Source organism: Mycobacterium sp. ML4 (assembly GCF_054515735.1).
On record NZ_JBTNSY010000037.1, the window covers coordinates 19673 to 33969 of the forward strand.

Annotated in this window: 12 protein-coding genes and 2 pseudogenes; 6 read left to right on the forward strand and 8 right to left on the reverse strand. The window is 67.4% G+C overall.

All coding sequences use genetic code 11. From position 1 onward, the window contains the following. Nucleotides 1–12 precede the first annotated feature (12 nt). Both ACX9NE_RS27325 and pgi read left to right on the forward strand, forming a co-directional pair. Nucleotides 13–984, forward strand: a complete 972-nt coding sequence (locus ACX9NE_RS27325; protein ID WP_459364837.1) for an esterase family protein — start codon at nucleotides 13–15, stop codon at nucleotides 982–984. Between the two features lie 36 nt (nucleotides 985–1020). Beyond that, nucleotides 1021–2682, forward strand: a complete 1662-nt coding sequence (gene pgi / locus ACX9NE_RS27330; protein ID WP_459364838.1) for a glucose-6-phosphate isomerase — start codon at nucleotides 1021–1023, stop codon at nucleotides 2680–2682. Nucleotides 2683–2772: 90 nt separating this feature from the next. Here the strand turns inward: pgi and ACX9NE_RS27335 are convergent, their stop codons facing one another. From ACX9NE_RS27335 to cobF, 7 genes and pseudogenes are all read right to left on the reverse strand, one after another. Next, a complete protein-coding gene (locus ACX9NE_RS27335; RefSeq protein WP_459364839.1) occupies nucleotides 2773–3522 on the reverse strand; it encodes an SDR family oxidoreductase in 750 nt (249 codons plus the stop codon). Between the two features lie 16 nt (nucleotides 3523–3538). Continuing rightward, nucleotides 3539–4006, reverse strand: a complete 468-nt coding sequence (locus ACX9NE_RS27340) for a zinc finger domain-containing protein (RefSeq protein WP_459364851.1) — start codon at nucleotides 4004–4006, stop codon at nucleotides 3539–3541. 153 nt (nucleotides 4007–4159) lie between these two features. Continuing rightward, nucleotides 4160–4519 (reverse strand): annotated as a pseudogene (locus ACX9NE_RS27345) (DNA-formamidopyrimidine glycosylase family protein); the annotation flags it as partial. Between the two features lie 17 nt (nucleotides 4520–4536). Beyond that, the gene (locus tag ACX9NE_RS27350; protein WP_459364840.1) at nucleotides 4537–6243 is read right to left on the reverse strand and encodes a PE family protein; all 1707 of its coding nucleotides are present in this window, start codon (nucleotides 6241–6243) and stop codon (nucleotides 4537–4539) included. Nucleotides 6244–6350: 107 nt separating this feature from the next. Beyond that, nucleotides 6351–7220, reverse strand: coding sequence for a PE family protein (locus tag ACX9NE_RS27355; RefSeq protein WP_459364841.1), 870 nt, complete (start codon nucleotides 7218–7220; stop codon nucleotides 6351–6353). A gap of 147 nt (nucleotides 7221–7367) precedes the next feature. Then, nucleotides 7368–9062, reverse strand: a complete 1695-nt coding sequence (locus ACX9NE_RS27360; protein WP_459364842.1) for a PE family protein — start codon at nucleotides 9060–9062, stop codon at nucleotides 7368–7370. An 89-nt stretch (nucleotides 9063–9151) separates the two neighbouring features. Continuing rightward, the gene (gene cobF, locus ACX9NE_RS27365) at nucleotides 9152–9922 is read right to left on the reverse strand and encodes a precorrin-6A synthase (deacetylating) (RefSeq protein WP_459364843.1); all 771 of its coding nucleotides are present in this window, start codon (nucleotides 9920–9922) and stop codon (nucleotides 9152–9154) included. A gap of 124 nt (nucleotides 9923–10046) precedes the next feature. On the opposite strand from cobF, the gene ACX9NE_RS27370 reads away from it, so the two are divergent. From ACX9NE_RS27370 to ACX9NE_RS27385, 4 genes are all read left to right on the forward strand, one after another. Continuing rightward, nucleotides 10047–10952 (forward strand): AurF N-oxygenase family protein, encoded by a 906-nt coding sequence (locus ACX9NE_RS27370; protein WP_459364844.1) that lies wholly within the window; start codon nucleotides 10047–10049, stop codon nucleotides 10950–10952. Then, nucleotides 10949–12115, forward strand: coding sequence for a DUF4873 domain-containing protein (locus ACX9NE_RS27375; protein ID WP_459364845.1), 1167 nt, complete (start codon nucleotides 10949–10951; stop codon nucleotides 12113–12115). Before ACX9NE_RS27370 ends, ACX9NE_RS27375 begins: the two co-directional genes overlap by 4 nt. 290 nt (nucleotides 12116–12405) lie before the next feature. Further along, nucleotides 12406–13167 (forward strand): STAS domain-containing protein, encoded by a 762-nt coding sequence (locus tag ACX9NE_RS27380; RefSeq protein ID WP_459364846.1) that lies wholly within the window; start codon nucleotides 12406–12408, stop codon nucleotides 13165–13167. Nucleotides 13168–13231: 64 nt separating this feature from the next. Then, nucleotides 13232–14101: a TIGR03619 family F420-dependent LLM class oxidoreductase gene (locus tag ACX9NE_RS27385; protein WP_459364847.1), complete on the forward strand. Its 870-nt coding sequence runs from the start codon at nucleotides 13232–13234 to the stop codon at nucleotides 14099–14101. A 3-nt stretch (nucleotides 14102–14104) separates the two neighbouring features. Here ACX9NE_RS27385 and ACX9NE_RS27390 read toward each other — a convergent pair. Further along, nucleotides 14105–14297 (reverse strand): annotated as a pseudogene (locus tag ACX9NE_RS27390) (enoyl-CoA hydratase/isomerase family protein); the annotation flags it as partial.

The following is a 14297-nucleotide window of genomic DNA, read 5'->3' on the forward strand; positions in this document are numbered from 1 at the left end:
ATTTCCCCGGAAATGGTCACGGCACTGACAGCTGGGCTTTCGCCGTTGCGTAGGCTGATTGTGTTATCAGCCGCGGCGTTGCTCGCTTTGCTGAGCGAGCTGACCAACGGTGCTGTCCCCGCGTCGGCCTGGTCGCGGCAGGGGACGCCGATCGAATACCTGATGGTGCCGTCGCCATCGATGAACCGTCAGGTCAAGGTGGAGTTCCAGGGCGGCGGCAGCCGTGCGGTCTATCTGCTCGACGGGATGCTCGCCCGCGACGACTTCAACGCGTGGGACATCCACCTGCCCGTATTCGAATGGTTCAGCCGGTCCGGGCTTGCGGTGGTGATGCCGACCGGCGGCGAGGCCAGCTTCTATACGAACTGGTACCGGCCGGCGGTCGGTAACGGCGGAACCTGGACCTACAAGTGGGGAACATTCCTCACCGAGGAGTTGCCCGCCTGGCTGGCGTCCAACAAGGCGATCAACGCGGCGGGAAACGCCGTGGTCGGTGCGTCCATGTCCGGGTCAGCCGCCCTGGTTTTGGCCGCCGACCATCCGCACATCTTCAGTTACGCCGCGTCGATGTCGGGCTTCCTCAACCTCTCCGCCGGCAATTGGCCGACCCTGGTTGGCGCGGCGCAACTCGGTGCCGGCGGTTTCCGCTCCGACGCCATGTGGGGGCCACCCGATGACCCGGCGTGGGCCGCCAACGATCCCACGGTCAACGTGCCGAAGCTGGTGGCCAGCAACACCCGCATTTGGGTGTACACCGGCAACGGCGGTGGCTCGGATCTGGGCCCCAAGCTCGACGCCAGTCTGCTGGAAAGCGCCACGCGCATCAGCAACAAAGTGTTTCAGGCCCGATACCAGGCCAAAGGCGGACACAACGGCGTGTTCAACTTTCCCGCCAACGGCACCCACACCTGGTCGTACTGGGGTGAGCAGTTGCAGGCGATGCTGCCCGATCTGCAGCAGAGACTGGGCGTAGCGCCCCGCTGAGCGACCATCCCTTCCGCGCGGCATTAGGGTCGGAATATGACCTCCGAATCCATCCCCGACATCACTGACACTTCGGCATGGGACGCCTTGCGCAAGCATCATGATCAAATCGGAGACACCCACCTTCGCGAGTTCTTCGCCGACGATCCGAATCGCGGCCGCGACCTCACTCTCACCGTCGGTGATCTCTACATCGACTACAGCAAGCACCGCATCACCCGGGAGACAGTGCGGCTGCTGATCGATCTGGCCCGGACCGCCAAGCTGGAGGAGCGCCGCGACCAGATGTTCGCCGGGGCGCACATCAACACCTCGGAGGATCGCGCGGTGCTGCATACCGCGTTGCGGCTGCCCCGCAATGCCGAACTCGTCGTGGACGGTCGAAACGTCGTGCGTGACGTGCACGAGGTACTCGACGCCATGGGCGAGTTCACCGACCGGTTGCGCAACGGCGAATGGAAAGGTGCCACCGGAGAACGGATCAAGACCGTGGTCAACATCGGCATCGGCGGATCGGACCTGGGCCCGGTGATGGTGTACCAGGCGCTGCGCCACTATGCCGACGCGGGCATCTCCGCGCGCTTCGTATCCAACGTCGACCCGGCCGACCTTGTCGCGGCACTGGCCGATTTAGACCCTGCCACAACCCTTTTCGTGGTGGCCTCAAAGACCTTCTCCACCCTGGAGACGCTGACGAACGCGACCGCCGCCCGCCGCTGGCTCACCGGGGCGCTGGGTGACTCCGCGGTGGCCAAACATTTCGTCGCCGTCTCCACCAACAAGCGCCTCGTCGACGAGTTCGGCATCAACACGAACAACATGTTCGGCTTCTGGGACTGGGTTGGCGGGCGCTACTCGGTGGATTCCGCGATTGGGTTGTCGGTGATGGCCGTCATTGGCCGGGAAGCCTTCTCCGACTTCCTGTCTGGCTTCCACATCATCGACGAACATTTTCGCACCGCCCCGCTGGAGTCGAACGCCCCGGCACTGCTTGGGCTTATCGGCTTGTGGTACTCCAACTTCTTCGGCGCTCAATCGCGCGCGGTATTGCCGTACTCGAACGACCTGGCCCGCTTCGCCGCGTATCTGCAGCAGCTCACCATGGAATCCAACGGCAAGTCGACTCGTGCCGACGGTAGCCCGGTGACCACCGACACCGGCGAAATCTATTGGGGCGAGCCGGGAACCAATGGGCAGCATGCGTTCTACCAACTCCTTCATCAGGGCACGCGTTTGATACCCGCCGACTTCATCGGCTTCAGCCAGCCGCTCGACGACCTACCGACGGCCGAGGGCACGGGCAGCATGCACGACCTGTTGATGAGCAATTTCTTCGCCCAGACCCAGGTGTTGGCGTTCGGCAAGACCGCCGAGGAGATCGCCGACGAGGGCACCCCGGCCGATGTGGTGCCGCACAAGGTGATGCCCGGAAACCGGCCGTCCACTGCGATTTTGGCCACCCGGCTCACCCCGTCGGCGCTGGGGCAGCTCGTCGCGCTCTACGAGCATCAGGTGTTCACCGAGGGCGTGGTGTGGGGTATCGATTCGTTCGACCAGTGGGGCGTGGAGTTGGGCAAGACTCAGGCCAAGGCGCTGCTGCCGGTGATCACCAGTGACGCGTCGCCGGACAGGCAGTCGGACAGCTCGACCGATGCACTGGTGCGCCACTACCGGGCGGAGCGGGGCCGTGCCCAGTGACTTTTCGACCGCGAGCAGACACAAAATCACCATATTGACCGGCGTGTCGGGAGATTTTGTGTCTGCTCGCCGGGACGGGACGCGGAACCCTCAGGCGAAGCGTTTGGTCAGTGGGGGCGGCAATACCCGCATGAGCTGCACCAGCGGCGCCCACGGCCACCATGGCACGGCGGCCCGGCCCGGCTCCCTTTCGATTGCGGCGACCAGAGCCTTGACGCCGGTTTCGTTGTCCACCATCAACATTGTGGTGCCCGACTTGGCGGTCATTTCCGACTCGATGTAACCGGGCTCCATCACCGACACCTTGATGGGACCCTTGGCATATTCGGCACGCAGCGATTCACCCAGAGAACTGAGCCCGGCCTTGCTTGCCGCGTAAGCCGCCTTGACGCCGGGTACGCCCTTGTTGCCGAGCACCGAGGAAATGAGCACGAGATGACCGGATCCGCTCTGATGGAACATCTCCAGGGCCGTTTCGATCTGCACCAACGCCGCGATCAGGTTGGTCTCGAGGGTCGCCTTGTTCGCCCACAACTTGCCCGACCCCAGCCGGGCACCCTTGCCGATGCCGGCATTGACGATGACGCGATCGATGCCACCCAGCTCGTCGCTCAACTCCGCGAACACCTTGGGAACCTGGTCGTGGTCATTGACGTCGAGTTGCGCCACCGCGATCTTGATCGCCGGATACTGTTGTGCGAGTTCGTCTTTGAGCTCCTCCAGCCGATCGGTGCGGCGGGCGCACAGCGCCAGGTCACGGCCCTTGGCGGCGAAGGCACGGGCCATGCCGGCACCCAGGCCGGAACTGGCTCCGGTGATGAGAATCTTCTGGCGGGTCACCCAGGCAGCATATCGGCTACTTGAGCAGCCGCGACATGCGCCGGTCGGCCAGCACCTTGCCGCCGGTCTGACACGTCGGGCAGTACTGAAAAGACTTGTCCGCGAACGAGACTTCGCGCACCGTGTCCCCGCACACCGGGCACGGCAACCCGGTGCGGGCATGTACCCGCAGCCCGGAGCGCTTCTCGCCTTTGAGCATGGCGGCGCCCTGGCCGACGGATCGGTTCACCGCGTCGGTGAGGACGGAGACCATCGCATCGTGCAGGGTGGTGAGCTGTTCGGCCGACAATTTCGCGGCTGTGGCGAACGGCGAGAGACGCGCGACGTGCAGGATCTCGTCGCTGTACGCGTTGCCGATGCCGGCGATCACCTTCTGGTCGGTGATGACGGTCTTGATCCGCCCGGTGTTGCCGGCCAGAAGCCGGGCAAGGTCGTCGGGGCCGAGCTCCAGCGCATCCGGGCCCAGCGAAGCGATCTGCGGCACCTGCTGCGGGTCGCGAACCAGCCACACTGCCAACCGCTTCTGGGTGCCGGCCTCGGTGAGGTCGAAACCCGGAGCTTCGCCCGGAGTGCCCAGGTGCACTCGTAACGCGATCGGCCCCTTCCCCGGCCGCAGCGGCGCGGCAGCCAGCTTGTCCGACCAGCGCAGCCAGCCCGCCCGCGACAGATGGGTGATCAGCCACAATTCGCCCGCTTGCAGTCCGAGATATTTTCCCCACCGACCGGCCCCGAGCACGGTCTGGCCGTGCAGTGCGTTGATCGGTGGGTCGAAGGTTTTGAGCACTGAAAGCGCGGCGACGTCGACGCGGCCGACTACCAGGCCGACGGCGTGCCGGCGCAAGTGATCTGCCAGCGCTTCGACCTCAGGAAGTTCGGGCACCTGTCCAGTCTGCCGGATGCACGACCCGATCGTGTCGCCCGGCGACCGTGTTGCCCGCTTGATGAACACCCCCCGTTGGCGTAGCGCACGGCCGATGCCGCTGGGCCTGCAGGTCACCGGTGCGCCGTCGGGAGCTATGGCGGCCCGTCAGCGCCGGGCTGACCGAACAGCGTGCCGCCGGTGCCGCCCTTGCCACCGACGCCACCCTGGGTGGCACCCGCACCTGCTCCGCCGTTCCCGCCGTTTCCTACCAGGCCGGCATCGCCGCCATTACCGCCGATCCCGTTTTCCGAAGGTGCGCTGAAGCCGGCGGGGACCGTGCCGGCGAAGCCGCCGTTGCCACCGTTGCCGTAGAAAAAGCCGCCGTTGCCACCGTTGCCGCCCACAGCGGTCTGGAACACCTGCGCTGCTGAACCTGACCCTACTGCGCCGGTGTTCCCGCCGCTCCCGCCGGCGCCGCCGTTGCCCCACAGTTGGGCGTCACCCCCACGGCCGCCCAGCACGCCAGGACCTGCTCCGCCGCCGCTATTCCCGCCGCTACCGGAGTTCCCGCCGCCGCCGCCGGCACCGCCGGCACCGCCGCTGCCGATCAACCCGCTTTGTCCGCCCTGGCCGCCGAAGCCGCCGTAACCGCCGCCACCGTTGAAGCTGAATACCCCCGCCGCGGAGTTTCCGCCGTTGCCGCCCAGGCCGCCGATACCGCCCTGGCCGCCGTTGCCGAAGAAGAACCCGCCGTCACCGCCGTTGCCGCCGAAACCACCGCCGCCACCCTGACCGCCGATGCCGAATGCGCCGACGGTGACCGATTGTCCCGCGCCGCCCAGCCCGCCGTTGCCGCCGGCACCGCCGTTACCGAACAGCCCAGCGTTGCCGCCGTTTCCGCCCGTTGCGTCGAAGCTACCGCCGCTCACCCCGTTCGCCACGGCGCTGTTGGTCACAAACGAACCACCGTTGCCGGAGTCTCCGCCGCCACCCCCGTCGCCGTAGATCCAGCCGCTGTGACCGCCGTTGCCACCGTTGCCGGCCGGTCCGGCAGTTCCAGCGATGGCACCACCCAGTCCGCCGGTGGCGTTGCCGCCATCGCCACCGCGACCGCCGATTCCGCCCTGGCCGAACAGCAGCCCACCGGCGCCCCCGGCACCGCCGCTGCCACCCACGCCGCCGTTGAAACCCGCACCGGTGGGACTTACGCCGCTGGCGTTGCCGCCACTGCCCCCGGCCCCACCCAGTCCACCCTGGCCATACAGCCAGCCACCATTTCCACCGACGCCGCCGTTGCCGCCTGCCTGTCCTGCCGTAGGCCCGACGGCGTTGGCGCCGGCTCCACCGGCACCACCGTTCCCGCCGTTGCCGAACAGCCCCGCTGAACCACCGGCCCCGCCGTTCTGGCCCCCGGCACCCGAACCGCCGTTTCCGCCATTGCCGAACAGCCATCCGCCGTCACCGCCGGCGGCGCCGGTGCCGTTGATGCCGTCGGCGCCATTACCGATCAGCGGACGTCCGGTCAGCGCCACAAACGGATCGCTGGTCGCCGCCGCGATCGCCTGCATGGGCAGCGCGTTGAGGGCTTCGGCGGTGGCGTACTGCGTCGCGCCCGCATTCATCAACAACACGAACTGCTGGTGAAACGAGGCGGCTTGGGCGCTGAGCACCTGGTAGGCCTGGGCATGCGCACCGAAAAGCGCCGCAACCATCGCGGACACCTCGTCGGCCCCCGCCGCCAGTACCGCCGACGTCGGCGCCGCCGCGGACGCGCTTGCGGCGTCGATGGCCGAACCTATGCTGGCCAGATCCGCTGCCGCAGCAGCGACCCACTCCGTCGACGCATTGACGAAGGACACGCAGCAAACCTCTTCCCGACTAGACGCCCGCCGATACCCGCGAGAGCGGAGCGTAGCGCGGTCGGCGCGATCGTGCCCGGGATTTGACGGAATTCGAGCGGGACGGCCTATCGGGCCGGTGCGGCGATGCCAGGCTCGCCCAGCGGACCGCTGCCGCCGGCTCCGCTGTGGCCGAAAAGCCCGTGCCTGACGCCTGGGGAGAAGAAGCTGTCGGAACCGTGCGGAGCACGACCTGACACGGGCGCGTCGTCGCCGTAGAGCCAGCCGCTGCGCTGGGCATCGACGTTCGCTTCGGCAGGCTGGACGTGTGGGGTGCTGGCCGCGTGCCCTCCGTTGTCGCTCTTGGCGGGCTGTGCGGCGGGTTGGGCGAGACCGGCGCCGCCGATGAAACCAGGGGCGAATGCGGCGCCGTTGGCCGGCCCCGCGGCCGCGACCTCACCGGCGGGCGCGACACCGGCCGGCGTGCCCGTGCCGAGGGCACCCGCAGAACCGCCCCCGCCGGTGCCGAAGAATCCTGTAGATCCGGTGGCTGGGGCGGACAACGCAGAAGCGCGGCCGGTGAACTGTTGTCCACCGCTGTGAACCCCGCCTGCCGCGACGCGGAGACGGTTGGCGCCCAGCGCGTTCGACTGTGCGGCGGCCGCTGCCAGGGCGGGTTCGCCGGAGGGCGCCGCGCCGTGCTGCATCGGCGTCGCGTTGGCTGCCTCGGCCGTCGCGTATTGTCCGGCACCAGTGGCCATGAGTTGGACAAACTGCTGATGGAACGTCGCGGCTTGGGCGCTGAGTAGTTGGTAGGCCTGCGCGTGTGCGCCGAACAGCGCCGCAATCAACGCCGAGATGTCGTCGGCACCAGCCGCCATGACTGCTGAGGTCGGCATTGCCGCCGCCGCGCTGGCCGCGTTGATCGTGGAACCGATGCTCGCCAGATCCGAGGCCGCCGCAGCAACCCACTCAGGTGTGGCGAACACATAGGACATTCGGAAACCTCTCCCGACGCGCGATGCCGTGATTATCTCGTGTTTAGCACGTGAACGTGAATCTTATCGCGGTATCGGATGTGCGGAGCGCGCGTTCTCGTCGGGATCAGCGCCTCCGCGTCGGGCCGGCGTGCGCCGAAGCCCAGTTCACAGGGTCGCGCCCGGGCGTCCGGCGATGCCGAGAATTCCTGCGTCGCCGCCGAATCCGGGATCGCCGGGGCCGTGGCTGTTCCCGCCGTTGCCGCCGTTGCCAATGAAGGTGGCGCTGCCGCCCGAACCGCCGTCACCGCCGAACGCACCGTTGAGACCGCCGTCGCCGCCGTTGCCGCCATTGCCGACGATGAGACCGCCGTTGCCGCCAGCTCCGCCCATCCCACTCGCCAATCCGGAAGCCGGGTCCGGGCTGAAGGCCGCGTTGCCTGCCTGACCGCCGTTGCCGCCGTTACCGAACCACATGGCGTCGCCAGCCTGACCGCCATTGCCGCCCTGGCCGGCGTAGCCGTAGGCCACGTGCGGACTGGGCTGCGCAACGTTGCCGCGGCCTGCGACGCCGCCGTTGCCGCCGTGGCCGCCGCCCCCGCCGTTGCCGAACAAACCGGATTCGCCACCGGCCCCGCCCCAGCCGCCGGCGCCACCGTTGCCTGACGTGTTGAGGAAGAACGCGTCGCCCATGTTCCCGCCCGTAGCGCCGTCCCCGCCGTTCCCGCCGAGTCCGCCGTCACCCCAGATCAGGCCGCCGGTGCCACCCTCACCGCCCCAGCCGCCGCTGCCGCCGGCTCCGCCGCTGTTGGAGCCGGACAGCCCGTTGCTGCCCAGGCCGCCGTGACCGCCGGCTCCGCCGTGGCCGAAGAGTCCGGCGTTGCCTCCGGCGCCGCCGGTGCCGGCCGAACCTCCGTTGGCGCCCCCGTAGGCGGGCTGGTTGATGTAGCCGCCGCCGTCACCGCTGTTGCCGCCGGCGCCGCCGTTGCCGTAGAGCCACCCGCCCTGACCACCGTTGCCGCCGTTGCCGCCGAACCCGCCGGTGCCCTCGGTCCCGAATCCCGGATTGACGCCGATGCTGCTGGTGCCCAGTCCGCCACCGCCACCGTGACCACCCGTTCCACCGTCGCCGAACAGGAATCCACCCCGGCCGCCCCAGCCGCCGTTGCCGCCGTTGCCGCCGTTCTGCCCAACAGCTTGAGCGCCGAACGGGATCGTCGCGCTGCCGCCCAGCCCGCCTGCTGCGCCGCCACCGCCGGTGCCCCAGATCCAGCCACCGTTGCCACCGTTACCACCGTTGCCGGCGTTGCCGCCGGGTTGACCGGAGCCGCCAGGAGTCACGCCCGCCCCTCCCGCGCCCCCGTTACCGCCATTGCCGAACAAGGCCGCGGATCCGCCGCTGCCACCGTTCTGACCGGGGGCACCGGCCGCACCCTTGCCGCCATTGCCGAACAGCCACCCGCCGTCACCGCCGTTGCCGCCCGGCGTCGTGGCGTCGGCGCCATTACCGATCAAGGGCCGTCCCGTGAGCGCGACGAAGGGATCGGTGGCGGCGGCAGCGAGGGCTTGCAGCGGGGCGACGTTCACGGCTTCGGCCGCGGCGTATTGGCTCGCGCCCGCACTCATCAGCGCTACGAACTGCTGGTGAAACGCCGCCGCCTGCGCACTGACCAGTTGATAGGCCTGGGCGTGCGAACCGAACAGCCACGCGACCGCCTCCGACACCTCATCGGCGCCGGCCGCCAGCACCGTCGAAGTGGGCAATGCCGCCGCCGCGTTGGCCGCGCTGATCGTCGAGGCGATGCCGGACAATTGATCGGCCGCCGCTGCCACGTACTCGGGAGTTGCAGAAACCCACGACACCGCCACACCTCCCGCATGCGGGCGGCCACCGCCCGCCGGAGCACATGCTCGCAGACCGTCGAGTCGTCCCGCAATTAGCCGCTAGAACGTCATAACACCTGTTCAGTGCAGTTTTTTTCGGCTCCGGGCCGCAGCAGGTAGGTGTCCATGATCCAGCCGTGGCGTGCGCGAGCCTGCGCGCGTGCGGTGACGATGCGTGCCCCCACCTCCCCGACACTGCCCGCGAACAGCACTTCGTCCGGCGTGCCGAGGTACGCACCCCACCAGATCCGGGTCTCGGGCGCACACACCTGAAACGAACAATCGGCATCGAGCATCACCACGGCGGAGCCGCACAGGCCGGCGGTGCGCAGTTGACGGCCGGTGGTGATCAACACCGCCTCGCCGACGTCGTTGAGCGGGATGCGATGCCGGGCGGTCAGTGCCTGTATCGCGGTGATGCCCGGAATGACGTCAAAGGTGAATTCGACTTCGGCGGCCACCGCGTCCAGGATGCGCAGCGTGCTGTCGTAGAGCGATGGGTCGCCCCACGCCAGGAAGGCGCCCACGCCGTCGGGTGCGAGTTCCCCGGTGATCGCCGCCGCCCAGATCCGGGCACGCTCGGCGTGCCAGTCGGAGACGGCTTGCCGGTAGTCGCCCGTGGTGGTTCGCTGCGGGTCACGCAGTTCGACGAATCGGTACCCGGGATCGCGGATGTAGCGGGCGCAGATCTGCTGACGGAAGGCGACCAGATCGCCCTTGATCTCGCCTTTGTCCATGGCGAAGAAAACCTGGGTGTCATTGAGTGCGTTGATCGCCTGCACCGTCACATAATCGGGATCACCGACACCGACACCGATGACGTGAATATGACGGCTCATGCCTCAAGCTAACCGAGACCACTCAACTTCTATCTGGGACCGCGGGTACCTAGTACCCAAGGTATTGACTGACGGGTGTGATCTGCCTAACGTCTGATCTACGCGATCGAAGGGACGGTCAACGATGACCACTGCGGTGCGACCAGGCGGGCCGAGTCGTGAGGAGTTCTCCGAGCGCCTGCTCAAGGGCTCGGTCAAGAAGTCCTACGAACCTGTTGTCGACATCGACTGGGACGCCCCCCTGGACCCGGACAAGTTCTTCCTGCCGCCCCGGCTGGTGTCCCTTTACGGCACACCGATGTGGGACGAGATGACTCGAGAGCAACAGATCGAGCTGTCCCGACAAGAACTGGTCAACACGCTCTCGGCCGGGATCTGGTTCGAGAACATGCTCAACCAGTCGCTGCTGCGGACAATCCTGCATGAGGACCCGACAAGCCGGTCAACGCATTACAAGCTGACCGAATTGGGCGACGAAACCCGGCACATGGTGATGTTCGGCAAAGCAATCGAACGAATCGGCGCAAAGCCCGTGCAGCCCAGGCGCTTTCATCGCTACATCATCAACGCGCTGCCGCTGGCGTTCCAGCGCGGTTCGATGCTGTGGGTGGCGGCGCTGATCGGTGAGGAGATCTTCGATTCGCTGCAGCGGCAGATGATGGATGACCCGGAGCTGCAGCCGATCATTCAGCGGCTGATGCGGATTCACGTCACCGAGGAAGCCCGCCACATCCAGTTCGCCCGGGACGGCGCACGCAAGCGTGTCGCTGAGATGCCGCGGTTCAACCGGTGGTTCATGGCCAATATCAACGGGCTCGGCGGCTACTTCTTCAACTACCTGTTCAGCAATCCCGTCCCTTATGCCCGCGCCGGGCTGGACCCGATGCGGGCCCGGCACGCGGCGCGCACCAGCGAGCACCGCCGCGAGATTCAGGTCGCCGGATTCGCGCCGCTGGCAGCGTTTTTGACCGAAATCGGACTGATGGGCCGGATCGCCCGCCGCGGGTGGAAGCGCAGCAGGTTTTTGTGACCACGCCGCATGCCGTAGTGATCACCGGCGCCGGAGAGGCCAGCCGCTGCGTGCGGGACGCCCTGCGTGCGGCCGGCGTCGTTGACATCACGATGCTCGACTCGGTGCGTCGCTCGGTGTTCGACAACGACACCGACAGCTGGGTGCTGCACGGCGACGACGGGGCCGTCCAAGCCCGGGTCGTCGTCGGCGCCGACCCGTCCGTCCCCTACATTCCGAATCTGCCCGGCCGCAACGACTTTCTAGGTGAGTGGTTCCATGCGGCGCGGTGGGACCCCAACTTCTACGGAGACGGCAAGCACATTGCGGTCGTGGGCGCCGACTCCTTTACGGGGCACCGGCTGAGCCGGCTCCTGCGCTCGGCGAGATCGGTCACCGTTTTCCCGTGCGCGCCGCGCCGGGTGGTCACCGGGATCGAGCTGTGGTCCACCCGCACCAAGCGCCGGCTTCTGCGCCGGGCCCGCCGTGGGCCCGAAGTGGCGCGAGCGATCGAGGCGGTCACGGCAACGGGCATCCGTACGCTCGACGGGATGGACCACCCCGTCGATGCGATCATCTACGGCACCGGGTCCACTATCGTGGACGACCAGTCGCTGGCCGGCGCAGGTGGGCTGACCCTGCGGCAGGCCTGGGACGATGGCATGGAGCCGTTTTGTGGAGTGGCGGTTCGCGGGTTTCCCAATCACTTCTTCCTCGCCGGACCCGATGTCGGCACGCAGGCTCGCTACATCGCCGAGTGCGTGGCGTCGCTGCACCGCAGCGGCAGCCGCCGCATCGAGGTGCGCCACAGCAGCCAGCAGGTCTACAACGAACGCGCCCAACTCGCGCCCGTCACGCCACCGCCGGTTGCATCCGCATTCGACCTGTCCGCCAGCGTGCCGGACTACGAGGACACCTACGAGGGCGACGCGACGCTCGAGGTCGGCGGCGTTCGCCATCCGGTGCACGTGCGTCTGGCCGGACACCTCGACCCACTGGACGGCAATTACCACTGGCAGGGGACGGTTCTTGACACCCTGCCGGAGGACTCGCTCAAGCAGTCGCGGGCCGGCACCTTGTCGATCGGCCGGCACAGCACGTCAGCCCGCATCGTCGAGCAGACCCCGTGGGGCACTCATTCGGTGGCCGGCATCGGCGCGCCGCCGTACGCACCCAACCGCTGACACATCCGGACCGGGTATCTCCCGCTCGAGAGGTTGAGCGGGTGCCCGGAGTGGGTAGTCCCCGTGAGGGGTATGTGCTTTGGCATGGCGCATCGTGCGGTCGCTCGAACTGGTCTCGAGCCACGTCGGTGACACGGCACTTCCGCAAAACGGTGCGTGTGCCCGAAGATAGATCTTCTTGGCGGCATTTCGGCGACGGGGCAAAACTTCGAGGAGCGGTACATGGACGTGGACGACGCGATCGGCTTGGCCTGCACGTTCCCGATGCCCCGCGCCGGGGGAGGGCCGAGGTGAGCGCGGTGGCCAGGTCGCCTGCATTGGCTCTGGCGTCGCGCACCCAAGACTCGGTGGTCGTGCTGACCACCGAGGGCGTGCTGGATACCAACAACTCGGCGGAGCTCCGCGACACCATCACGAAAGCCACCATCGACGCGCCCTCCGCCGTCGTCGTCGACGTCGGCGCGCTGCAGGTTCCCGACGAAGCATCGTGGTCGGCCTTCGTGAGCGCGCGCTGGCAATTGGAGACCCGCCCGGATGTGCCGATTGTGCTGATCTCGTCGAATCGCGCGTCCCGCGACGCGATCACCCGCAGCGGGGTGGCCCGTTTCATGCCCGTGTACACGACCGAGAAAGCGGCGATGAAGGCCGTCGCCAAGCTCGGACGCCGCAAGTTGCAGCACGCGCAGGCGAAGCTGCCCGCCAACTTGACCAGTCTGCGCGAGTCGCGCCGGCTGGTCCGCGAGTGGCTCACCTCCTGGTCCACACCGGGTCTGATCCCGGTCGCACTGGTGGTGGTCAACGTATTCATCGAGAACGTGCTCGAGCACACCGGCAGCGACCCGGTGATACGGATTGAGTGCGACGGTCAGGCCGCGACCATCGCGGTGTCTGATGCCAGTGGCGCGCCCGCGCTGCGGCTGTCATCTCCACCCAAAGGCATCGATGTCACGGGGCTGGCCATCGTGGACGCATTGTCGCGGGTCTGGGGCAGCACGCCGACCTCGTCGGGCAAGACGGTGTGGGCCGTCATCGGACCGGAGAACCAGCTCTGACGAACCACGTTCTACTGTCGAGGAACGCGCCCCTTCCATGCCCTTCGATGAGAGTAGACATCACGTGCGGTTCAGCTACGCGGAGTCGATGACCGACCCCGCCTTCTACATCCCGCTGGCCACAGCCGCCGAGGCGGCCGGCTACCACGGTATGACGATCGCCGACAGCCTTGCTTACCCATTCGAATCCGACTCGAAGTACCCGTACACACCGGACGGGAACCGAGAGTTTCTCGACGGTAAGGAGATAATCGAAAGCTTCGTTCTGACAGCGGCTTTGGGTGCGGTGACGACGACGTTGCGGTTCAACTTCTTCGTCCTCAAGCTTCCGGTACGGCACCCGGCGCTGACGGCCAAGCAGGCCGGCTCGCTGGCCGCGCTGATCGGCAACCGGGTGGGCCTGGGCGTGGGGACCAGCCCCTGGCCGGAAGACTATCAGCTGATGGGACTGCCGTTCGCCAAGCGCGGCAAGCGAATCGACGAGTGTATCGAAATCATACGGGGCCTCACCACTGGTGAATACTACGAGTTCCATGGTGAGTTCTACGACATCCCCAAGACGAAGATGAGTCCGGCTCCGTCAGAGCCTATTCCGATCCTGGTAGGTGGTCACGCCGATGCCGCACTGCGCCGGGCGGCACGGCTGGACGGCTGGATGCACGGCGGCGGTAATGATGCCGCGGAACTCGACCGACTCATCGGTCGTGTCAGGCAATTCCGCGAAGAAGCGGGCCGCGGCGGCCCGTTCGAGATCCACGTCATCTCCGCGGACGCCTACACCGTCGACGGCATCAAGCGGCTCGAGGACAAAGGCGTCACCGACGTCATCGTGGGCTTCCGCTGGCCCTACATCAAGGGACCGGACACCGAGCCATTAGACGTCAAGATTCGGCACCTGGAGAAGTACGCCGACAAGGTGATGTCGAAAGTCTAGTTCTCACAGCGGATCCCATTTCGGCGCCCGTTTCTCCCGGTGCGCCACGGCGGCCTCGGCGGGATTGTTGGTGAAGCCGGTGAGGATCTGCGTGCGGTTCTCGATCTCGATGGCATGACGCAGACTCGGCGCGTCCAGCGCCGCGTTGAGCCCGATCTTGGTCTGCCACACCCCGAAAGCGTTGTTGGCGGCTATC

Bases quoted from the DNA above. Each gene is read 5' to 3' on its own strand.
- cobF (WP_459364843.1), bottom strand. From the start codon at position 9,922: ATGAGCCGTCATATTCACGTCATCGGTGTCGGTGTCGGTGATCCCGAT.
- ACX9NE_RS27370 (WP_459364844.1), top strand. From the start codon at position 10,047: ATGACCACTGCGGTGCGACCAGGCGGGCCGAGTCGTGAGGAGTTCTCC.
- ACX9NE_RS27355 (WP_459364841.1), bottom strand. From the start codon at position 7,220: ATGTCCTATGTGTTCGCCACACCTGAGTGGGTTGCTGCGGCGGCCTCG.
- pgi (WP_459364838.1), top strand. From the start codon at position 1,021: ATGACCTCCGAATCCATCCCCGACATCACTGACACTTCGGCATGGGAC.
- ACX9NE_RS27325 (WP_459364837.1), top strand. From the start codon at position 13: ATGGTCACGGCACTGACAGCTGGGCTTTCGCCGTTGCGTAGGCTGATT.